The sequence below is a fragment of the Cognatundibacterium aquatile genome, from assembly GCF_014699135.1.
GTDB lineage: Bacteria > Pseudomonadota > Gammaproteobacteria > Burkholderiales > Burkholderiaceae_D > Undibacterium > Undibacterium aquatile.
In genome coordinates this window covers 1-16,282 of sequence record NZ_JACOFT010000006.1, presented here as the reverse complement: position 1 = coordinate 16,282, position 16,282 = coordinate 1, and the positions used below count along the sequence as shown (strand labels likewise).

The 16,282-nt window shown below is 46.9% G+C and carries 13 protein-coding genes and 1 tRNA gene; 12 read left to right on the top strand and 2 right to left on the bottom strand.

What is annotated here, in order from left to right:
• The first annotated feature begins 50 nt into the window (after positions 1-50).
• The 3 genes from lolA (at position 51) to serS (ending at position 3,696) form a co-directional block, all read left to right on the top strand.
• Entirely contained in the window at positions 51-725 is a 675-nt protein-coding gene (gene lolA, locus H8K26_RS15045; protein ID WP_190480668.1) for an outer membrane lipoprotein chaperone LolA, read from the top strand.
• A gap of 43 nt (positions 726-768) precedes the next feature.
• Positions 769-2,073 carry a replication-associated recombination protein A gene (locus H8K26_RS15040; RefSeq protein WP_190480666.1) on the top strand — a complete coding sequence of 435 codons (1,305 nt, stop codon included), beginning with the start codon at positions 769-771 and terminating at the stop codon, positions 2,071-2,073.
• 327 nt (positions 2,074-2,400) lie between these two features.
• Positions 2,401-3,696: a serine--tRNA ligase gene (gene serS, locus H8K26_RS15035; RefSeq protein WP_190480664.1), complete on the top strand. Its 1,296-nt coding sequence runs from the start codon at positions 2,401-2,403 to the stop codon at positions 3,694-3,696.
• A gap of 77 nt (positions 3,697-3,773) precedes the next feature.
• Here the strand turns inward: serS and H8K26_RS15030 are convergent, their stop codons facing one another.
• Positions 3,774-5,612 (bottom strand): GGDEF domain-containing protein, encoded by a 1,839-nt coding sequence (locus tag H8K26_RS15030; protein WP_190480663.1) that lies wholly within the window; start codon positions 5,610-5,612, stop codon positions 3,774-3,776.
• Positions 5,613-5,870: 258 nt separating this feature from the next.
• Here H8K26_RS15030 and H8K26_RS15025 point away from each other — a divergent pair.
• From H8K26_RS15025 to H8K26_RS14985, 9 genes are all read left to right on the top strand, one after another.
• A tRNA-Ser gene (locus H8K26_RS15025) sits at positions 5,871-5,960 on the top strand.
• Between the two features lie 164 nt (positions 5,961-6,124).
• Positions 6,125-7,390, top strand: coding sequence for a tyrosine-type recombinase/integrase (locus H8K26_RS15020; RefSeq protein ID WP_190480660.1), 1,266 nt, complete (start codon positions 6,125-6,127; stop codon positions 7,388-7,390).
• Between the two features lie 9 nt (positions 7,391-7,399).
• Positions 7,400-8,005: a hypothetical protein gene (locus H8K26_RS15015; RefSeq protein ID WP_190480658.1), complete on the top strand. Its 606-nt coding sequence runs from the start codon at positions 7,400-7,402 to the stop codon at positions 8,003-8,005.
• Between the two features lie 143 nt (positions 8,006-8,148).
• A complete protein-coding gene (locus H8K26_RS15010) occupies positions 8,149-8,400 on the top strand; it encodes a helix-turn-helix transcriptional regulator (RefSeq protein ID WP_190480656.1) in 252 nt (83 codons plus the stop codon).
• Between the two features lie 10 nt (positions 8,401-8,410).
• Positions 8,411-10,162 (top strand): DUF927 domain-containing protein, encoded by a 1,752-nt coding sequence (locus H8K26_RS15005; protein WP_190480654.1) that lies wholly within the window; start codon positions 8,411-8,413, stop codon positions 10,160-10,162.
• Positions 10,163-10,893: 731 nt separating this feature from the next.
• The gene (locus tag H8K26_RS15000; protein WP_190480652.1) at positions 10,894-12,300 is read left to right on the top strand and encodes a 3'-5' exonuclease; all 1,407 of its coding nucleotides are present in this window, start codon (positions 10,894-10,896) and stop codon (positions 12,298-12,300) included.
• Entirely contained in the window at positions 12,297-12,935 is a 639-nt protein-coding gene (locus H8K26_RS14995; protein ID WP_190480651.1) for a DarT ssDNA thymidine ADP-ribosyltransferase family protein, read from the top strand. Before H8K26_RS15000 ends, H8K26_RS14995 begins: the two co-directional genes overlap by 4 nt.
• A gap of 10 nt (positions 12,936-12,945) precedes the next feature.
• Positions 12,946-14,736, top strand: coding sequence for an ADP-ribosylglycohydrolase family protein (locus H8K26_RS14990; RefSeq protein WP_190480648.1), 1,791 nt, complete (start codon positions 12,946-12,948; stop codon positions 14,734-14,736).
• Between the two features lie 695 nt (positions 14,737-15,431).
• Positions 15,432-16,175 (top strand): KAP family P-loop NTPase fold protein, encoded by a 744-nt coding sequence (locus tag H8K26_RS14985; protein ID WP_190480646.1) that lies wholly within the window; start codon positions 15,432-15,434, stop codon positions 16,173-16,175.
• Here the strand turns inward: H8K26_RS14985 and H8K26_RS18050 are convergent.
• Positions 16,172-16,282 (bottom strand): integrase core domain-containing protein (locus H8K26_RS18050; RefSeq protein ID WP_190480174.1); only part of this gene is annotated, 111 nt, incomplete at its 5' end. The genes H8K26_RS14985 and H8K26_RS18050 overlap by 4 nt on opposite strands.

Below are 16,282 nucleotides of genomic sequence, written 5' to 3'. Positions count from 1 at the left end.
TGGATATCCGCGACAGGCGGATCAGGCGGTCGATATGATAAGTAGTACAGATGAGTAATCAAGGAAAATCAGTGAAGAAGCAAAGTAAAATAGTACGCGGTCTGCTGGCATGTGTTGTTGCCACCACGCTGTTACCCGCAATCGCCATGGCGTCCGCGGTCGATCAATTCAAATCCTTTGTCTCGAACACCAAAAGCGCCAAAGGTGAATTCGTTCAGCAGCAGATCAAAATGGTGGATGGCAACCCTAAAGTCTCCAAGACCTTCAGCGGCGCATTTGTTTTCGCCCGTCCCGGGAAATTCATCTGGACTTACCAAAAGCCTTACGAGCAAGTGTTGCAGGCCGATGGTGAAAAGCTCTTCATCTTTGATAAAGATTTAAATCAGGTCACGATCAAAGAATTAGGCAATGCTTTGGGTTCCAGCCCTGCAGCGATTCTGTTTGGCAGCGCCGGTGCTGCTGATCTGGATAAAAATTTCGTACTCAAAGATGTGCCATCGAAGCAGGGCATGGAATGGCTGGAAGCAACTGCGAAAACCAAAGGCAGCCAGTTCGATCATATCGGCATCGGCATGAAAGACGGCGTTCCTTACGCTTTGGAATTGCGCGATCAGTTTGGTCAGGTGTCGTTGGTGACGCTCAAAAGCATGGAAAAAAATCCTGCTTTGAAAGCGGATCAGTTCAAATTCGTCGTCCCTGCCGGGGCAGATGTGTTCCGCCAATAATGATGGAAATTGAGTTGGCAAATGAGATGGCAGATGTGATTGCATGATGAACGCACCACGTAAGAAGCTCGCGCCGCTGGCCGAGCGCATGCGTCCGGCGACGCTGGATGATGTGATTGGTCAGCAGCATATTCTGGGCGAGGGTAAACCGCTACGCGTTGCGTTTCAGTCTGGCGAGCCACATTCGATGATCTTGTGGGGCCCGCCGGGTGTGGGGAAAACCACGCTGGCGCGCCTGATGGCAGATGCATTCCACTGCGAGTTTATTGCTTTGTCGGCCGTTTTATCTGGCATTAAAGATATTCGCGAAGCCGTTGAACGGGCGCAGATTCTGCAGGCAACTTCGCAACGCCGCACCATCTTGTTTGTCGATGAAGTGCATCGTTTCAATAAGAGCCAGCAAGACGCTTTTTTACCGCATGTGGAAAGTGGCTTGTTCACCTTCATCGGCGCGACGACCGAAAACCCTTCATTCGAAGTCAATAGCGCCTTGCTGTCGCGGGCCGCTGTGTATGTGCTGAAATCGCTGACGGATGATGATCTTGCGCTGATGGTGGATCGCGCTTGTGAGCGTCAGCTTGATGGTTTGCAGATCCTGCCGGAAGCCAGAGCCAGTCTGGTGTCGAGCGCCGATGGCGACGGACGTAAATTATTGAATAACCTCGATATCGTCGCGCATGCCGCGACTGCCAAACATTTAACTGTCGTTGATCCTGCTTTACTCAGTGAATGTCTGGGCGACGCTTTGCGGCGCTTTGATAAAGGCGGCGATGCGTTTTACGATCAGATTTCTGCCTTACATAAATCCGTGCGTGGATCGAATCCTGATGCTGCGCTCTACTGGCTGGTGCGCATGCTCGATGGTGGCGCTGATCCGCGCTACATGGCGCGCCGCATCGTTCGTATGGCGTCGGAAGATATCGGTCTGGCTGATCCGCGTGCTTTGCGTATTTGTCTGGATGCAGCTGAAACCTATGAACGTCTGGGTTCGCCAGAAGGCGAGTTAGCGCTGGCGGAGGCGGTGATTTACCTTGCTTGTGCGGCGAAATCGAATGCAGTTTATAAAGCCTATAACGCGGTGCGGGCGTTGGTGGCGAAAGATAAATCGCGCGTCGTGCCTGAACATTTGCGGAATGCGCCGACCAAGTTAATGAAGCAGCTCGGTTACGGCAAACTGTATCGCTATGCCCACGATGAGCCGGATGCGTATGCCGCTGGCGAAACTTATTTGCCGGAAGGCTTGGAGGGCGAATCCTGGTATCACCCGGTACCGCGCGGACTGGAAATCAAAATTGCAGAAAAGCTGGCGTATTTGCGGCGGCTGGATGATGAGGCGGACGGTGTTTAACGGCGTCTGTCGATTTGCTGATGCGCTTGATCAGGTTTGAGCGCATTTTCGATCGTCAAAATGCGGTAAAAAAACGCTCAGAAATCACTCAAAAAGCAGAAAAAAGCCTGAAATATACTCCCGGGGGTATCTGTTTTTGCCAGCCTGTACCCCTTTGTTTGTATAGAGATAAGCTGATTTTGCTCATATACTCCCCATTATTTGTATTTACATGCGCTGGATGGCGTTGAAATTCAGTCGCGGTCGCATGCTATAAGTTTAGGGAAATTCGCCCGCCCTTGCTACAATAGCCGATTAGCTCATTCCACTTATTCGTATCAGATCACTATGATAGATATTCAACTCCTGCGTAAAGATATCGCCGCTGTTGCCGCGCGTCTTGCTACTCGTAAATTCAAACTCGATGTCGATGCGTTCAATGCGCTCGAAGGTGAACGTAAGCAGATCCAGTCCCGCACTGAAGAATTACAAGCCAAGCGTAACAGCTTGTCCAAACAAATCGGTATGCTCAAAGGCAAAGGCGAAGATGCTTCCGCAGTGATGGCCGAAGTCGGCGGCATCGGCGACGAATTGAAAGCCTCAGAAGTCCGTCTGTCAGAAGTGCAGACCGCCATGACGGCATTCTTACAGACGATCCCTAATCTGCCGCACGAATCTGTGGTGGTGGGGCAGGATGAAACCGCGAACGTCGAAATCCGTAAAGTCGGCACACCGCCGGTTTTTGATTTCGAGATCAAAGATCACGTTGATATCGGCTCTGCACTGGGTCTGGATTTTGATACCGCAGTCAAATTAACCGGCTCACGTTTCTCGGTGATGAAAGGCGGTATGGCGCGTTTGCATCGTGCGTTGGCGCAGTTCATGCTCGACACGCAAACCATAGAACACGGCTACACAGAAATGTACACGCCGTACATGGTGAATGCTGATTCCATGCGCGGTACAGGTCAGTTGCCAAAATTTGAAGAAGATTTGTTTGCCGTGAAAAAAGGCGGACAAGACGGCGAAGGCGAAACGCTGTATCTGATTCCGACATCCGAAGTGACGTTGACCAACACCGTGCGTGACGAAATCATTCCAGCGGATGCCTTGCCGATCAAGATGACGGCGCATACACCATGCTTCCGTTCTGAAGCGGGCAGCTATGGTCGCGATACACGCGGCATGATACGTCAGCATCAGTTCGATAAAGTGGAAATGGTACAGATCGTGCATCCAGAAAAATCCATGGAAGCGTTGGATGAAATGGTCGGTCACGCCGAAGCGATTCTGAAAAAACTGGGCTTGCCATACCGCGTCGTCAGTTTGTGTACCGGCGATATGGGCTTTGGCGCGACCAAAACTTTCGATCTGGAAGTCTGGTTGCCAGCACAAAATACTTACCGCGAAATTTCATCGGTATCGAATATGGAAGCCTTCCAGGCACGTCGCATGCAAGCACGTTTCCGCAATGCGCAGGGCAAACCGGAAGCGGTGCATACGCTGAATGGCTCTGGCCTGGCGGTGGGACGTACGCTGGTAGCGGTGCTGGAAAATTACCAGCAAGCGGACGGTTCTGTCGTGATTCCGGAAGCGCTGCGTCCTTACATGGGCGGCATGGAAAAATTAGTGCCGGCAGCTTAATGAAGCCGAGATGGCTGATGAACTGAGCTGATCTTGAAAAAAAAGTCCCGCGTCGAATGCAAAGACGCGGGATTTTTTTATGCCTGTTTCATTTCTGAGCGGCGATCGACAAACAAGCTGTTGCCGTGAATTTTCTTCGCCTGTTTCTTCGCTTCAGAAGCCGCAATCGAAATCTGATGGTGCGAATAAAACTGATTCGGGCTGGATTTGACCACGCCCAGTGACAGACTCACCAACGGATAAAACACTTTTTTTCCTTGCCGGTCTTCGCTCAGATAGCCACCGCGTTCGCGGTCTTCATTGTTATAAAAATCCTGAATCTCGGTTGCAAAGCTTTCCAGAATATCGCTGCAACGCTGCTCCCAGTCATCGCTGCGAAACAGAATAATAAAATCATCGCCGCCGATGTGACCGATAAAATCCATCTGCGAATCGCAATGCCGTTTCAGCACATCGCCCGTCATCTGAATAATATCGTCGCCGCGCCGGTAACCATACACGTCATTAAACGGCTTGAAATGATCGAGATCGCAATAACAGGCGCTGAACCTTTGCTGTTTTTGCAGCAGCTGATCAATGTGTTCGTTAATCGGCACGTTGCCGGGTAACTGCGTCAGCGGATTCGCATAACGTGCGGCGGTAATCTGCATTTGCGTGATTTCGCGCATCAGATCCGGCCCGGTACAAATGCCCAGATATTGCCCCTGATCGGTAATGATGATGCCGTTGATCAGATGCTCAGGATTGGCTTCGACAATGATATGGCTGACATCCTGCATACTGGTGTTTTTATCGACCACCACCGGGTGCGGGTCCATAAACACCTTGCAGGATTTTTTGCCGTACAACTCGCGCTGATACGGGCGCGCAAAACGGTCAATCATGTGATAGCGATTGATGATGCCGATCGGCGTGCCCTGATCGACCACCGGTATCATCTGTAACTTCGGGTTTTGCAGAAAAATATCATCGACCTGATTATTCAGCATGCTAGATGGTATCGATGGCGTTTCTTTCAGAATCTTTTCGACTGCCGCGGTTTGCTCAAAGAAACCAGATGCCCGGCGCGACAGTTGCTGATGATGCGATACCAGCGCCTTGGCCACCTCTGCCGGAATTGCCTTGCTCGGCGTCGGGTGAGGGCGGGCGATGTGATAGCCCTGACCACAAGCCACGCCGATATCGCGCACCATCAGCAATTCCGCATGCGTTTCTATGCCCTCGGCAATGACCCGTGTTGCCGATTTCTCTGCAATGCTTTGTATCGAGCGGACAAACTGCGCCTTCACCGGATCATGATCGATGCCCTGGATAAAGTGCATATCGATTTTTACGTAATCCGGCTTTAATTCTGACCACAAGCGCAGACTCGAAAAGCCCTCGCCCAGATCATCAATCGCAATTTCAAAACCCATGCTGCGATAATGAATCACCGCCTCCGACAGCAAAGCGTAATCATGCGTCGGCTGATATTCGGTCAGCTCGATGATGACGCGGTCTGGATTCACGCCCAACTGATGAATGTAATCCAGCGTTTCACCATAGCGCACATCGCGCTGGATCAGGCATTCCGGGCTGACATTCAGAAACAGCTTGCCCGGCAGATTCTGTACGAAAAATTCTTCCAGCACGATTTTGCGGCACAGATGTTCAACCACAACCGTTAAATTGTGCGCCGATGCGGCTTTAAATAAATTAATCGGTGAATGCAGTGGGCTGTCAGACGGGCCGCGTATCAAGCCTTCGTAACCCAGAATATCGCCATTCTGCATTTCAACGATAGGCTGGAAACGCGCCGTCAGCGAGCGTTGTTCGATGATGCGCTGCAAATGCGCCAGAGTCATCGCATCGGCATCATCCGTCGTCACACCAGCTGCAATATTGGCGGTTGCCAGGTGCTGATGCACGATGGCCATTCTTTCCTCAGACGCTGCGCTGTTCATTCGGCGACTTTCCCAAAAACGCGCCGCTGGCTTTTCAGGCTGCAGACGCAAAAACAATCAATAGCAACAATATAAATAGTTGATATGACAAGCGCGTGTCATTATTGCCTTTAGGGAATAAATTAACATCAGCTCCATCGAATGGGTGCATGATCGAATCGCACTTTGCTAGGAAAGCAAAGATTTCTTTGCTATAATCGGCGGCTTCGTTTTATAGCGAACAACCAAGCCGGAGAGGTGGCAGAGTGGTTGAATGTACCTGACTCGAAATCAGGCGTACTGTAACAGGTATCGGGGGTTCGAATCCCCCCCTCTCCGCCAAAATTCAGTATTTTAAGATTCAAAGATGTTCAAAAACCCGCTTCTAGCCCAGTGCTGATGCGGGTTTTTTGTTTATTAAGCGTTTTTAGTGTTCATTGACATCCTAAGTTTTTAGAGCCATCCTTAGAGCCATGAAGTAACCCCTTAACTTCCATGGCTCCAAAATGCCCAAATTAGCGACTCCTCTGACGGATGTGCAGGTTCGCAACGCGAAACCTAAAGACAAACCTTATAAGTTATCGGATGGCGGCGGGATGTATCTGGAGGTGATGCCGTCCGGCACACGAACGTGGCGCATGAACTTCGTGCAAGCCAGTGGCAAGAAAAATCGCTTAACGTTTGGGCAATATCCGGAAACCAGCTTACTGGAAGCCCGAGAAAAACGCACCGCCGCAAAGAAACTACTCAATAGCGGCATTGATCCCGCCGAAGCCCGCGATAACGATAAAGCGGCACGTTCTGAGAACGCGAATAACACGTTTGAGAAGTTAGCGCGGGAATGGCATACCAATAAAATTCCGACATGGCGCGGCAGTACCGCAAAAGATACCTTGCGTCGTCTTGAGATTGATATCTTCCCGCAAATTGGCTCCATGCCCATTGCATCGATTACCCACCAGCAAATGATTGCCGCCTTACGCAAGGTTGAAGCGCGTGGTGCCGTCGAGATCGCCCACCGCCTGAAAGCCACTTGCGCCCGTATCTTTAGCTACGCGAATCAGCAAGGCATAGAAAACCGTAATCCGGCGCAAGATTTAAAAGATGTACTGAAACCTGTGAAGGCCGGACATTTTGCGGCCATTTCCACGGATGAATTACCGGCGTTTCTGGCAGCGATGAATCAAAACGATGCGCGACTGTTTAAACCGACCCGCATTGCCTTGCGTTTGATGATGCTGTTATTTGTGCGTACCAGCGAATTAATTACCACGCCATGGAGCGAAATCGATCTGGAAAAAGGCGAATGGATCATTCCTTGGCAACGCATGAAGCGCGGCAAACTGACCATTAACCCCGATAAAACCAATCATCATGTTTGTTTATCCCGCCAAGCCTTGGAGCTATTACGCGAACTGCATACGCTGACAGGTGGCGGTGTGTATTTATTCCCGAACCAGCGCGACCACGAAAAACCCATGAGCAATGGCGCAATCCTGATGGCCTTACGGCGCATGGGCTATCAGAATAAGATGACAGGCCATGGCTTCAGAGCCTTAGCCATGAGTACCATCAAAGAGCAATTAGGGTATCGGCATGAAGTCGTGGACAGGCAATTAGCTCATGCGCAGAAAGACAAAATCGCCAGCGCCTACGACCGCGCCATCTTCTTGGAGGAGCGCAAAAAGATGATGCAAGACTGGGCGGATTACATCGACCAAATTGCAGCCAATAAAATAGTTCCGCCCAAATTCACTCAACACGCCGCCTGAGCTGACAAGATGACGACTCCCAATATCCCTAACGAAACGACGTTCTTCACTCTTCAAGAGCCAAGCTGGGAGTATTGGTCACAGCAAAAACAAGCAAGGCTCTGGCAGGCAGTCGCATTGGCCTGCAATCTTGATCCGTTTCAATTCACGAATTTCGGATTGCCCAATCTGGACAAGGTATTTGCGCGAACGCCAACGCAATTTAACGATCTGCTCGATCAAGCCAAAGTGAATCTTGGTAATCCGCTGTTAAAGCCGATTGCGTATAGCAAAGACGGATCAGAAGAAAGCGAAATAGAACTCGCTAAGTTCGGCGCATGGCTGAAATCCATGCGTTATCCGCTGCCGGAGTCCTTCCCTTGGCAAGATCAGGCGGCAGCACCCCTGTCCAGAGAATGGCCGTGGGGGTCTACTTATGAAACCAAGCTATTGCGTCATTTGGCAGCAGCAGCGAATCGGTTTTGGAAGAATTACGACCCTGCTGATCCGACGACGGCCCCCACCAATAAGGAAGTGGTCGACTGGCTGGTTAAGAAAGGTGTTGCAAATCGAACAGCATCAGTGATGGCGACGATACTCCGCGTGGATGGCCTCTCGACCGGCCCAAGAAAATAGTTAACAGCATCCACTAAAACCCAATACCGGCGCGGGTTTAAGGCTAATTTGTGAGGAATGGGCGCAGTTAACTGCGCCTATTCGCGCTGTCCGTCAAAAGGTGTAATGGCTCCATGTTCAACAACGCCCAAAGGGGTACTAACATGGTTCAAACTATTCTAAGACTTCCGGCAGTCAAAGCCGAATCCGGTGCATCCCGCTCCACCATTTATCTGCGCATCAAGCAAGGCTTATGGACAAAACCCGTCAAGCTCGGCTTACGGGCGATTGGCTGGCCTTCCAACGAAGTGGCGGCACTCCTTCAGGCACGTATTGCCGGATTTGACGATCAGAGCATTCGCGCCTTGGTCGTCAAACTGGAAGAAGCACGCTCCAGCGCCTTCAAAAACATCTGAGGGGCGATTTATGCAAATCGATGATGAATGTGTTGCAGACGTATCAGAGCCAGTTCAGCAAGAGGCGGTGAATCGCTTTAAATATGGTGGCGGACAATTCGAAGTATCTTCCAAAGGGGTTTTCTTTTTTGGAACGGATAAAGACGGCAATGAGCAAAAGCCCCGCTGGATTTGCGCTCCGCTTTACGTGATCGCCAAAACACGCGACGAAAGAAGCAGTGAATGGGGGCGTTTGCTCGAATGGAAAGATGACGACGATCAGATACACCAATGGGCGATGCCACTCGATAACTTAGAAGGCGACGGCGCAGAAGTGCGGCGGGAATTAGCGAATCGAGGCTTGCATATCTCACCCAATCAAACCGAACGGGCGCTGCTATCGGCTTATATTAAAGTCGCCAATATCAAAGCCAGAGCGTTATGTGTGCAGCGCTTAGGATGGCATGGCAATGTCTTTGTTACCCCTGCGGGAGCCATTGGAAAATCAGATGAAATCATGGTGTTCCAGAATACACAATCCGTTGAGCCAGCGTTTTCAACATCGGGAACCATCACAGAATGGCGTAATTCAGTTGGCGCTTTAGCGCAAGGGAATTCAAGGCTGATGTTTGCAATCTCCAGCGCATTTGCAGGTGCTTTGGCAGAAATCGCTAATGAAGATTCCGGCGGATTCCATTTGCGTGGTATGTCGTCGTCCGGCAAATCCACTGCACTCACCATGGCCGCATCCGTTTGGGGGAAACCTGTCAAGTACATCTGCCTGTGGCGCTCTACATTGAACGGTATGGAAGGACTGGCAGCACTGCACAATGACGGCTTATTGATCTTAGACGAAATCGGACAAGTTGATCCCACCGTTGCAGGCGATACGGCTTACCTGTTGGCGAACGGCCAAGGCAAAACCAGAGCAAGCCGTAATGGTGTTGCCAAGCCTGCGCAAAAGTGGCGGTTGATCTTTTTGAGTTCTGGTGAAGAACCGTTAAGCGCAATCATGGCACGAGCCGGAAAGAAATCAACGGCGGGGCAAGAAATCCGACTGGCGGATATCGAAGCCGATGCCGGGCGAGAGATGGGGATATTTGAAACCTTGCATGGCCGTTCCAGTCCTGCTGAATTTGCCAAGGAAATCAAAGACAGGACATCGCAGTATTTTGGTGTTGCTGGTCAGGCGTGGTTAGAACAACTCACTGCCAACCGTGATCAGCTACATAGAGACGTGAACGACCGAATCAATTTGTTTATACGTCAGGTGGTTCCCAATGGATCAGCAGGCCAAGTTGAGCGGGTAGCGCGGCGCTTTGCATTGGTCGCGGTCGCGGGTGAACTGGCGACCGAATATGGACTGACGGGCTGGAGTATTGGCGATGTAACGGCAGCAGCAAAAATCTGCTTTACATCATGGCTGGAGAATTTCGGCGGCAACGGCAATCGTGAAGAACGTGCGATTCTTGCGCAAGTCAGATCATTCTTTGAAACTCATGGTGCAAGCCGGTTTGAAGATATCCGCGTCACCGACGAACAACGGGTTCCGCATCGCGCCGGATTCTTCAGAACCACGTCAGACAACATCAGAGAATTTATTGTGTTGCCTGAAGTCTTTCGCAATGAAATCTGCCGAGACAAAGACGAAAAGCTGGTGAAAAAAGTTTTGATCAAAGCCGGTATCCTGATCCCTGCTGATAGTGGCCAGCCGTCGCAAAACATCCGGCTCCCAACTTTCGGCTCAGTCAAAGCGTATGTACTCAAATATCAGAGCGCGTAGCGCCTACATCAAAAATTCAGTAACGGCGGTAACGCTGGTAACAAACCAAGGGTGAAGGATTTCACCCTTTTGCATTTTGATCTGTCGGGTTCTGATATTTCTGCCGATGATTTTGCATTTACCTAGCCCTAGGTGCGCCTAGGCATAGGGCTAGACGTGCCTAGGGGTGTCTATGGATATGTATATGCCTAGGTCTAGCGCACACGTGTCTATGGATACGTGCCGTAGTGATAAATATAGTACATCCCTATGCATATTCATAGGCTTATGGATTGACGGAAAAAAGATAACTCACGTTACTACTGTTACCGTTGTTACCAAGAATTATAACGAGTGGGTATTACTAGTTATTGTGTTCGTCATCATTCTCCTTTGTGAAATTTCATGTAAAAGACTTTACGTAATCAGTCGCGGTTCAAATCTAGGGTTGCCAAATTAAAGAACTAAGATAGTTTTTTCTGTGCAATATCGCCTTCCTGTCAATTTCAATTTTTCGAATAAAGGGTAAGCCTCTAAATTTAAAAAATTAGTCGCGATTTATCCTTCTTTTTTTCGGCCGAAGTTGTTAATTTATTGACGATAGAGAAAAACTATAGCACCATGATGTCAAAAAGGTAAAACTCTCACGGGTCATTATTTGTCGCAAAAATCGCTTTCTTTTACTTAAAATTTCTAGGCGGGGATTTTCCATCTAGAAACTCTATCAATCGCAAAATTTTTTGGAAATTTATATGCGCGCATTAATTGATGTTGGCCCAACCCCAGAGCAATTATCGTTAATTTCTCGAATTCAAATGGGCGTAGAGGTAATAAGAGGGGCGGCAGGCAGTGGCAAAACGACTACTGCATTGCTCAAACTTCGCTCTTCAATTGGTGCATTCCTAAATCGCAAACGTCGTCAAAAACGAACTACCCCAATAAATATTCTGCTTCTTACATATAACCGAACATTGAGTGGGTATGTTTCCGAACTCGCACATAAACAGTTTACAAACACGCCAGAAATAAACTTAGAAGTGTCCACTTTCAGTAAGTGGGCAAAAAATTCTTTAGGGATAAATGGCAATATCATCGATGGCCCAGAAGATCTGATTTCTCGAGCTGAGTTCTTGAATTTTTGTAGCAATACAAATTTATCAGCGGATTTCGTAAGGGAAGAAGTTGACTATCTTATGGGGAAATATTTGCCTCGTGAAATTGCGCACTACTTGACCGCTCGGCGAGACGGTCGAGGAGGTACTCCGAGAATGGCACAAAATATGAGAGAAAAACTTTTAAACGAAATTGTTTATCCTTATATGCAAAAAAAATACGCCAATGCTAAATTTGATTGGAATGATTTGGCAGTTGCGATGGCAGAGCGAAAATTCCACGCCTACGATATTGTCATTGTCGACGAGTCGCAAGACTTCTCAGGAAATCAGATTCGAGCGGTAATGAACCAACTCTTAGACGACCACTCAGTTACATTTATCCTAGATACAGCTCAGAGAATTTATGCAAGAGGCTTTACTTGGGCTGAGTTAGGAATTAGCGTTCGGCCAGAAAACAGTTTCCGACTTAGTGCTAACTATAGAAACACCAAGCAAATTGCAAGATTTGCAACTTCCCTATTGAAAGGCATTGGAACCGACGACGATGGTACGTTACCTGATTTTTCAGCTACAACCCGCGAAGGGCAAATTCCAATTGTTCTCAAAGGCAGTTTTGGAAATCAAGTCAAATATGCAATTAATTTTATTAAATCAAAAATTGATCTATCCTCTGAATCTGTCGCGTTTCTGCATCCCTTAGGCTGGTTCAAGGCGCTAGAAATACTTTTGAATGATGCTGACCTCCAATATATAACAATTACACGTGCATCAGATTGGCCCATCGGATCCGAAAATATTGCATTAAGTACATTGCATTCAGCAAAAGGTCTGGAATTCGATCACGTTTTTATTTTGGGATTAAATGCTGAAGTTATGCCACACGGGGATGGCAATGAGGACGAAAAACTCCTTACACTTAGACGATTATTAGCGATGGGAATAGGTCGTGCAAAATCAACAATTATCTTAGGGTACAAACCTGAAGATGCATCAACAGTTATTGAATATTTGGATCCAGAGACATTCATGGATATAGCGGTATGACCATTGATAATATTGTACGCCTCCGTGAGATTGAAGAAATTCTTCATTTCACTACGAATACGGGCATTTTAGGGATTTTGGATACTCGCCTTCTAAAAGCTCGAAATCGACTAAATGTAGATGCTAGACTTGAATATATTTTCACCCCAAATGCCAGAGTTCGTAATAGAGATGCAGCATGGCTCGACCACGTAAACCTGTCGGTATCGAAAATAAACACGTCGTTCGCAACTTATTCTGGTAATTGGCATAGAGATACAAACATTTGGTGGTGTGTTCTATCATTCTCGCCTGAAATATTAATTCATGATGGTGTCGTTTTTACTACGACGAATAATATATACACTTCAGTAAAAAGGGGGCAGGGTTCAGATGGATTTGAGGCCATGTTTGCACAAAAAATCGTGCAATATAATGGGAAATCAATTGAACGTGATCCTAATTGCCCAGCAAACCACACGACGTGTGAGCAAGCCGAAATATTGTACCCCGGCGAACTAAGTACTGAGTTTTTAAGGAAAATTTACGTTCCTAATGACGATATCTGTGATCAAATTGCTGGCCAATTGACTGCAGTTAATCACCGTGCCATTGAAATTGAAATCCGCGAGTCGCTTTTTAAAGAACTTTACTGAAATACAAATAATGAATCGAACACTTCAACAAGGGATAGTTCGCTCTGCACTATGGGCAGCCTACGGCGACATACTTGGTTTCCCGACCGAACTTGTTGACGAGGACGGACTAAAGAGGCGAATTGGAACTTCCAAAATTTCTCAAGCAACCGGCTGGAAACGACTCATAGGCGGACATTTCGGTGTTTGGGCCATGCTCAATGCGGGGACATATTCAGACGATACTCAATTACGATTGGCAACATCTCGGTCAATACGGGGTGACGGACATTTTGATGTAGAAACATTTGCAAAGATTGAACTCCCAGTCTGGCTCTCATACTGCCTTGGTGCAGGCCGTGGCAGTAAACTTGGTGCGACCATGTTAGGTCAACGAGGCGTAAATTGGTTTAGCAATTTTTTTGATCAACGCGCGGTGCGATATGTGGATGGCGGCGGAAATGGCGCTGCAATGCGTATTCAACCACATGTTTGGGCTTCAACAGACTTAGGAATAGCTGAAACATATATACCGGACGTAATTCGTAATTCATTATGCACGCATGGTCATCCTAGAGGAATCTCCGGAGCTGTTATTCACGCAGCGTGCTTGGCCGCTGTATTACATGAATCAAAAATACCGGTTCCAACAGATTGGGTTGATCTAGTTCTTTACATAGAATTGGCTCAAAAATTCATTTTTGAAGACCCCGAATTAAGCACTTTCTGGCTACCAACTTGGGAACAAAAAGCTGGTAGATCTTTTAGCGAGGAAATGGAGAAAGTCAAGCTTGAATGGATCCAAGATGTCGAAAAATGCCTCCCTTTATTAAACCAAGATCCGAAAATCGCATATGCGTCAGTCGTACAAATGTTGGGCGGGTTTGATGACAATTCGAGAGGCTCCGGTATTAAGTGTGCGTTATTTGCTCTTGTGGCAGCATGGTGTTTTCGTGAAATGCCAACGGAGAATGGGCTAGTAATCGTGGCGAATCTCCTTTCAAGCGATACTGACACAATTGGCACTATGGCAGGCGCACTTCTAGGAGCCATAGCATCTAGCGAGCCATTAGACATCGTTCAGGATAAGAAATATATAACAATTGAAGCGAAACGCTTACACGCGATAAGTCGCGGCGAGATCGTAGAAAGCTTTCAATACCCAGACTTAATGACTTGGCAAGCACCACGAACTCAACTTGATACGGTTGGAAGCATTGGTGCTCAATTGGCATTTGCAGGTCTCGGGCTTATTGAACGCTGTAGTGAGGAATTTGTAAGTAGTAAAGCAGATTACTCTTACCAATGGTTCAAGTTAGAGTTTGGTCAGACAATACTGTGCAAACGAAGAATAAAAATTGACGAAATGGATGCCAAAGCTCTCCCTGCGATCATTTCGCCACTGAAGACATATAATCCTCCAACAGATTTAGAAAAAGTACGGGCGAGAGTTCCGCTGCATACCCGCGATATGTTCGACGCAACCAATACTCCGGTAAACGATGACCTCACTTCAAATCTAAAAATCGCAGCGTCAATAAAGAAATCTGCTGTTTCTGACCTAGAAATTGCCAAAACAAAGCATGTTGATGAACCTCAAAATAACAACATTAATGGAGATGTACCTCTGCATTTGAATAAATATGAATATTCGATTGACGAGTTAACAGATATTGCAATTAAGTCTGGTTTTGATGTGTCTATTATTGGTAATGATTTACTTGAACTGGCAGAGCGCCAAAATGGAATCGAACTAGCGATAAGCTACGCTGCTATCGTAGTAAAAGCTCGGCGAGCGCGACTACAACGAGGAAAGGTCTAAGATGTATGTTTTTTTTAAAAATATTTAAAACAAATTATCCTGAAAAATTCTTATTTCAGAACGAGAAAACAATTTAAAACGGTTTTTCAAAAAAATTTTATGGAGCCATGGTTGGAGCCATGAGGCAACTTTAAATTATAGAAATCCTTTATATATAAGGCTTTCAAAGGGTGATTTGACTTCCCCCCTCCAGTATTCATGCGGGTTTCCGTAAATTTAAAAGACCGCTAAATGCGGTCTTTTTTCTTTTGTGGCGGTAGAAATTTGTCATCCGCCATCTGATTTTAAAAATAGCCTTCGTCAGTGTATCGGTCGCTAGGTGGCTATACCTTTTTGTGCTGCGTTGCTCTTTTTAGAGCAAGAGTACGTCAATCAGTACCCCTAAATCAATTTGTTTGCTGGTAAATCATTTCAGTCGCTAAACATAAGCAACTCCTTGCATACTTAGTGTCAGTCGGTACGTCAGCGTTTGCCAATAGCGTGAAATATAGAGCCGTTGTCACTTCTTCAGATCATAAGTGATTTGAGTCAAATCACTTATGACGGCAGTGTATCCCGATTAGTATGGTGAAAAAGCGATCTTCACTGCTTTATGAATCCATGGCTATATTAATAAAAGATAATTAGTTTGCATTCCTGAATGTTCAATAATTGCTTAAAATAAAACATTGAAAATAACTCCATTGAGTTAACCTATGCAAAAGCAAGCCAAAAATTTGTCTGAACACTGGGAAGGTGATCAACTAGGCAGAAAGCAGGTTGCAGCAAATCTTGAGAAATATCTCACTAATCGGTATCAAGCCAAGCCTACGGAAAGCGGGTTTGTTCTCGCTGTTAATGCAGAGTGGGGCTTCGGTAAAACCTTCATGCTTCAGTGTTGGAAGGACGAATTAGAGTCAAAAAATTATCCAGTGGTATATTTTGATGCGTGGAAAAATGATTTCACTCCAGAGCCTCTTATTGCGTTTATTTCTGAAATCGACAATGGATTAAAACCCTCATTTACTAAAATTCCCGCAGCAAAAAGAGCTCTCAGTGGTGCTATGGGAAAAGTAAAAAAATTAATTAAACCTTCGATCCAGGTCATTGGAATGGCATTACTTAAACATATTGCAGGTTTAAGCTGGGAGAAAATGCACGACTCATTTTCAGATACTGAAACTGATGAGGTCGATATAGAAACAGGCCGTAGCACCAAACACACTTCGTTTGAGACCACCGCGAAAGCATTAGAAAAAATGGTTGCCGAGTCTCTGAAGGAACATAAGACGACAAAAGTAGCCATTGAAGAATTCAAACAAAAACTCCAGCTATTGATTGAGGCGCTTGAAAAAAGTTCTGGCGTTGAATTGCCAATATTTATCTTGGTGGATGAATTGGATAGATGTCGTCCAGATTACGCTATAGAGTTACTGGAGGTGACCTGCTCCCCAAATTAGTACGAAACCAATTTAGAGTCCGCGGTTAAAAAACTGTCTGCAAATTGATTCGGCGTCAGATAGCCAATCGAGCTGTGCGGTCGTTGCTCATTATAGTCCTGACGCCA

Bases quoted from the DNA above. Each gene is read 5' to 3' on its own strand.
- H8K26_RS15030 (WP_190480663.1), bottom strand. From the start codon at position 5,612: ATGGCCATCGTGCATCAGCACCTGGCAACCGCCAATATTGCAGCTGGT.
- lolA (WP_190480668.1), top strand. From the start codon at position 51: ATGAGTAATCAAGGAAAATCAGTGAAGAAGCAAAGTAAAATAGTACGC.
- H8K26_RS15015 (WP_190480658.1), top strand. From the start codon at position 7,400: ATGACGACTCCCAATATCCCTAACGAAACGACGTTCTTCACTCTTCAA.
- H8K26_RS15000 (WP_190480652.1), top strand. From the start codon at position 10,894: ATGCGCGCATTAATTGATGTTGGCCCAACCCCAGAGCAATTATCGTTA.
- H8K26_RS14995 (WP_190480651.1), top strand. From the start codon at position 12,297: ATGACCATTGATAATATTGTACGCCTCCGTGAGATTGAAGAAATTCTT.
- H8K26_RS14990 (WP_190480648.1), top strand. From the start codon at position 12,946: ATGAATCGAACACTTCAACAAGGGATAGTTCGCTCTGCACTATGGGCA.
- H8K26_RS15040 (WP_190480666.1), top strand. From the start codon at position 769: ATGATGAACGCACCACGTAAGAAGCTCGCGCCGCTGGCCGAGCGCATG.
- H8K26_RS15020 (WP_190480660.1), top strand. From the start codon at position 6,125: ATGCCCAAATTAGCGACTCCTCTGACGGATGTGCAGGTTCGCAACGCG.
- H8K26_RS15005 (WP_190480654.1), top strand. From the start codon at position 8,411: ATGCAAATCGATGATGAATGTGTTGCAGACGTATCAGAGCCAGTTCAG.
- H8K26_RS14985 (WP_190480646.1), top strand. From the start codon at position 15,432: ATGCAAAAGCAAGCCAAAAATTTGTCTGAACACTGGGAAGGTGATCAA.
- H8K26_RS15010 (WP_190480656.1), top strand. From the start codon at position 8,149: ATGGTTCAAACTATTCTAAGACTTCCGGCAGTCAAAGCCGAATCCGGT.
- serS (WP_190480664.1), top strand. From the start codon at position 2,401: ATGATAGATATTCAACTCCTGCGTAAAGATATCGCCGCTGTTGCCGCG.